At 42.8% G+C, this 5,172-nt stretch carries 7 protein-coding genes; 4 read left to right on the top strand and 3 right to left on the bottom strand.

Going from position 1 to position 5,172, the window contains the following annotated elements:
• The coding region (locus tag A4E24_RS09240; RefSeq protein ID WP_292353010.1) for a DUF2207 domain-containing protein at window positions 1-1,162 on the top strand (1,162 nt) is incomplete at its 5' end.
• Window positions 1,163-1,183: 21 nt separating this feature from the next.
• Complete coding sequence (locus tag A4E24_RS09235; protein WP_292353009.1) at window positions 1,184-1,753, top strand: LemA family protein; 570 nt, start codon at window positions 1,184-1,186, stop codon at window positions 1,751-1,753.
• A 228-nt stretch (window positions 1,754-1,981) separates the two neighbouring features.
• Here the strand turns inward: A4E24_RS09235 and A4E24_RS09230 are convergent, their stop codons facing one another.
• A complete protein-coding gene (locus A4E24_RS09230; RefSeq protein ID WP_367121176.1) occupies window positions 1,982-2,455 on the bottom strand; it encodes a methylated-DNA--[protein]-cysteine S-methyltransferase in 474 nt (157 codons plus the stop codon).
• A 211-nt stretch (window positions 2,456-2,666) separates the two neighbouring features.
• Here A4E24_RS09230 and A4E24_RS09225 point away from each other — a divergent pair, with 211 nt between their 5' ends.
• Complete coding sequence (locus A4E24_RS09225; RefSeq protein ID WP_292353008.1) at window positions 2,667-3,746, top strand: MFS transporter; 1,080 nt, start codon at window positions 2,667-2,669, stop codon at window positions 3,744-3,746.
• Between the two features lie 143 nt (window positions 3,747-3,889).
• Window positions 3,890-4,312 carry a phosphate-starvation-inducible PsiE family protein gene (locus A4E24_RS09220; protein ID WP_292353006.1) on the top strand — a complete coding sequence of 141 codons (423 nt, stop codon included), beginning with the start codon at window positions 3,890-3,892 and terminating at the stop codon, window positions 4,310-4,312.
• Between the two features lie 53 nt (window positions 4,313-4,365).
• Here the strand turns inward: A4E24_RS09220 and A4E24_RS09215 are convergent, their stop codons facing one another.
• On the bottom strand, window positions 4,366-4,842 hold the full coding sequence (locus tag A4E24_RS09215) for a hypothetical protein (RefSeq protein WP_292353004.1): 477 nt from the start codon (window positions 4,840-4,842) through the stop codon (window positions 4,366-4,368).
• Between the two features lie 119 nt (window positions 4,843-4,961).
• On the bottom strand, window positions 4,962-5,172 hold a 211-nt coding region (locus A4E24_RS09210), incomplete at its 5' end, for an EamA family transporter (RefSeq protein WP_292353003.1).

The following is a 5,172-nucleotide window of genomic DNA, read 5'->3' as shown; positions in this document are numbered from 1 at the left end:
GGCCATCTTCCCCAGGCTCACATCACCTGACCCCAGATATGTGACCATGTATGATCAGAATGCTAAGTTCCAAATATTCCGTATAGAATCTCAGTACGCACTGAAGCAGAAGGCTCTGTATGTTGTTTTTATAGTATATGTGCTTCTGGCATTATCTCTTCTTTTAGCTCCGTTCTATCTGTACTTCAAATATGGGAGGGAACCTGGCGTAGCATACGAGGGTATCTATGAGCGTGAACTGCCATATGATTCCAGCCCGGCTGTGGTCAATGCCATGATGAAAGGCGGTGTGGGAGATCCAACAATAGATGGATTTGCTGCAACCGTAATGGACCTAATTCATCGGGATTACCTCAGAATCGATGACAGCGATCCACGGAATATCGTGCTGCATATAACCGGCCCCGAGAGGGAGAAAGGAGATTCCCCGGGACTGCTGGACTTCGAGCAGGATGTGCTGGACCTCATCGTACAGCATTCTGATGGACACCAGCTGCATTGGAAAGAGTTCCAGTCCAGGCTCAAAAAAGGCACATCCTTCTATAATTTCATAAATTCGTGGAATCAAAAGGTGAAGGCTCATATAGATCTTGAAAAGCTGTTCATCGAAAAAGGCGCCACGAAAATGGACTATTTTGCAGGTATACTTTTCCTTGTGTCACTCCTTAGCCTTTTCGCTGTCCCCTGGCTGGGAGACTCGTCTGCTTATCCGATAATTGAAAAACTTGGCTTCATGCCTATAATCGTTGCATTCATTTCACCTGTTGTGCTTATCCTCAATGCCAGGTACCGGACCGTTCTGGGAAGATGGACCCCCGAAGGTAAGCTTTACGTAGAGCGCTGGAAGAACTTCAAGAAATACATAACGGACTTCTCGGACCTGAAGGAGCATCCTCCCGGCTCTGTGAAATTATGGGACCATTATATGGTGTATGCCATGGCACTGGGTGTGGCTGAAGAGGCACTCAGGCACATGTCCGTCATAGTTCCCAAAGAAGAGTTCCGGACGAGCCATTTCCATAACAGGGTCTATGTTACAGGTTATTCATCGGATTTCAGCCATGCTTACCAGAGATCAGCTCCCAGGTCCTCTTCAGGGGGAAGCCGCGGAGTAGGTGGTTCCGGAGGCGGTTTCGGTGGTGGCGGAGGCGGTGCCAGATAAATTTAGAAAGGAGATAAAAAGATGATAGAATTTTTGTGGATAATAGGTATAGTTCTTGTTATAGCATTGCTTGTTGCAGTGTTTGTCTTTTCTGTTTATAACAAGCTTGTAGCCTTACGTAACAGGGTGGAGAATGCATGGGCTCAGGTAGATGTCCAGCTTAAGCGCAGGTTCGATCTGATACCCAATATCGTGGAAACAGTAAAAGGCTACGCAAAGCATGAGAAATCTGTGTTTGACGAGGTCACGAAAGCCAGGTCTGCCTGGATGTCGGCATCAACGGTCGGTGAGGCCGCCCAGGCTTCTAACATGCTCACCAATGCATTGAAGTCCTTATTTGCTGTTGCAGAGGCTTATCCTGAACTCAAGGCCAATGAGAATTTCAGACAATTGCAGCAGGAACTCTCCCAGACCGAAGATAAGATCGCCTACAGCAGGCAGTTCTACAATGATACTGTCATGAAATACAATATTTCCATCCAGCAGATACCGAACAATATAATTGCAGGCATGTTCAATTTTGAAAAGAAGGAATTGTTAGAGACTGCGGAAGAGGAAAAGATCGCTCCAAAGGTGAATTTTGAGTCATAGCCCTTAAGCCAGTTGAACAGGCTTTAGTATTTCTCCTCTTTTTTCTCAATATCCTATCAGAATGCTTCATCGACCATTTGTTCTTAACCGGAAAACAGCTGGATCTTATTATATTTAATTGTCATTTGATTTATGATGTTCAATGTTATAGTGTTATTTGTAACATTTACCTGTAAGTTCTCTGATAGCAATCTCAATAACACCTGTGCCTGATTCTGCCTTGCACATCTAATGCCTCGAATTCTGCTTTTCAAGCTTAAGGAGATGTTCCTTTATGTGCAACCCGGACCTATAACCTGTAAGTTTTCCATTTTTGCCTATAACCCTATGACAGGGAATAAAGATAGGTATAGGATTGCGGCTGGTTGCAAGCCCTACAGCCCTTGACGCTTTTTTATTACCTAGTTCCTGTGCGATCTCCTCATAACTTCTGTTCTCGCCATAAGGAATGCAGCTCAAAGCTTCCCATACGCGCAGCATGAATCCTGTTCCAACAGGAGCAAGGCGGAGCTTGAACACTTTTTGTTTTCCGGCAAGATAACTCTGCAATTGTCTGTTTGCCTCCTTCAATGGTCCTGTTTCATGTAATATAGCATCCTCTGAAAAGCTCTCTCCATGAAAATATACGTTCGTAATGCTATTATTGCTGTCAACAATTCCTATTTTTCCGATGTCGGTTCGATAGAAGGATATACTTCTCATGGTTTTATTTGTCATCTCCGTACTTTGAATGAAGTCTTATGCCACTTGACCCGATCATAGTGTTCATTTTCATGCATGAGAGGATATTTCAAAGACCACTTTGGGTTCAGGCTCATTTAGTATTTACCGGATAATGTTAAAGTCATCAGCTTTCAATAAATAGAAATAGTTTAGATATTATTCTGGAAATATATTCCGGATTCGATGAACAATGAGATTAAACCTGATCCAATTTCTGGCAAATTCATCCCTTATGATGTCTGGCATCTTCATGCCAGTTTTTGCAAGATCCCTCGGAGCTTCATATTTTGAAGTTGGCCTCATCAGTGCCTTTTTTGCAGCGGCTTCCTTTTTCTCGTCGTTCGTATTTGGAAAAGCCGCCGATATCAACCGTCTGCGTCCTATAATCCTCGCAGGTCTTGCAGTTTCTGCAGTGTCTTTCTTCATGCAGATATTCGCGTATAATGCCGCCTCACTTGCTGTGATCCGTGCAATGGTGGGTTTCAGTGTCGGAGTGTATCCGGCAGCCCTTATAGTTAGCGTTTATTATGAAAAGGAAAGTATTGGTAAATTCAGCTCTTTTGGTTCCCTTGGCTGGATGGTTGGGTACCTGGTTGCCGGGTTCATAGGGAACATAGAGCACCTTTTCATCCTGTCTTCCCTGTTCTTCACTATCGCCTTCCTTGCAGCTTTTGGGCTTACGGATGTACAGAAGCCTTCTATTTCCGTGAGTTATTTTTCATTGGCTGTTTTCAGAAAGAACCTTGATGTCTACCTGTCTATGTTCCTGAGACATATGGGTGCAGTTGCTGTTTGGATCATTTTGCCTCTGTACATGGCTTTCCTTGGTGCTTCTAATTTCTGGATAGGTATCATATATGCCATCAACCCCTCCATTCAATTCCTAATCATGCGCAGGCTGGATAAGTTCAGGAACGAATGGCTCATCAAATGGGGTATTATCACTTCCGGGCTGTCTTTTGTAAGTTATTCTCTGGCACAGGATTTCTATTCCATTGTTCCTGGAATGATACTGATAGCTTTTGGATGGTCTTTCTTGTACGTAGGTGCAAATCAGCTGGTTGTGGAGAGGAGCATTGAAAAAGCAAGTTCTGCAGGTATTTTGAATTCCACCACATCTGCAGCGGACATCGCGGGATCGATGATCGGGGGATTGATCATGCAATACTTTGGTTTCAGGGAAACAATGGTGTTCGCTGTGATATGTTCAATATTGGCTATGATGGTTTTTAGCTGGATCAACAGATCTCCACACAAGAGCACTATTTAAGTCGCTATGATCTTGCTTGTCATTCAATACAGGATCATGATGTCTTTTTAAGTCTCCCATGAACACTTTTTTAATCAAGTAAAGCTTATTTTCATCAGAACTTTAAGATATAATGTTCCAGACAATTGCCAGGGGAATATTTCATGATGAAATATGTCAGTGGTTTTCAGAAATTGATCATCAAAGCAATTATTTTGATGATGGTAGTGGTCATTCTCAGCTCCACTCTGGAAATAGGATGGATAATACTTAGCGACCTGATCAAGCCCCCGGTAGTATTCCTCAACGTAGAAAAAGTATTAGATATATTCGGTCTTTTCTTTCTTGTCCTTATAGGCATTGAGTTGCTGGAAACCATTAAGATGATCATCAATGAATCCACATTGAACGTCGATGTGATCATACTTGTAGGTATCACTGCAATCGTAAGAAAAGTAATGATAATCGATCTGAAAACCACCCCTCCACTGTTCCTGGTAGGGATGGGCTTGCTGGTGATCGCTCTGGCAGGAGCATATTATCTGATAAACAGATCAGGCAAGGAGTTCAGATGTGAACTTAAATGAATGTAATGAAATTGGTCGTTACTCCTAAAAGAAGAGCACCCTTTGATGCTCCATTATCTAACAAGTTCACCATACGCTCTTTTCAATTCATTTTTTGGATCATTACCGTACTTGAAATTCAATTTCTGTGAATGTGCCTCTATAGTTACTGTCCATTCTGATCTGCTGGTAGTGTCCTCATCACCTGTTTCCCTGTACCTGACCTTTACGGAATCGATGCTGGAATTTGGAATAGAGAAATTTGCAGGGTTTTCTTTCATTATCTCTTCAGGTGCCATGCTCAGATACCTTTGAGTATAGTTCATTCCGCCTGCTATCTGGCTGCCCCATTGCCCGAAAAAACCCTTTCCTTCCTGTTCGGCTTGCTGCCTTGCATCCTCTGCTACCTTTTTCATGATCTCCGATGTTAATTTGGCAAAAATGCTCTGGTCCTGTGTGACGATGAGAGTAAAGCTATCGTTGGCAAAGCCCATTAGTTTAGGTTTACGAAGAGGTCCTATTACTGAAACTATGTTTCCATTTTCTGACATACTCATACTCCAATATTATATTTTAATCTATTTATAAATCCAAGTATTTCAATTTATGGGCTGGATGAAAAATACGATTGAAATACCATTGTTCCAGGTTGTTTCACTGGAAACGCCAGTTAATTTTCTTTCCTTACAGGGTCCCTTATACTCACCATGAATGCAGAGATCAGTACCAGAACACAGCCTATGAATACGTTAGTTCCGAGCTGGACCCCCAGCAATGCAACATCAAACAGGACACCACTCACAGGCTCTATCAATGAAAGCAGGGAGCCTGTTTGTGCTTCAACCTGAGAGAATCCTATTATGGTAAGGAACGCCCCCATT

Origin of the sequence: Methanomethylovorans sp. PtaU1.Bin093, from assembly GCF_002067275.1 — an archaeon.
Classification (GTDB): Archaea; Halobacteriota; Methanosarcinia; order Methanosarcinales; family Methanosarcinaceae; genus Methanomethylovorans.
This window is presented reverse-complemented; position numbering and strand designations above follow the sequence as displayed.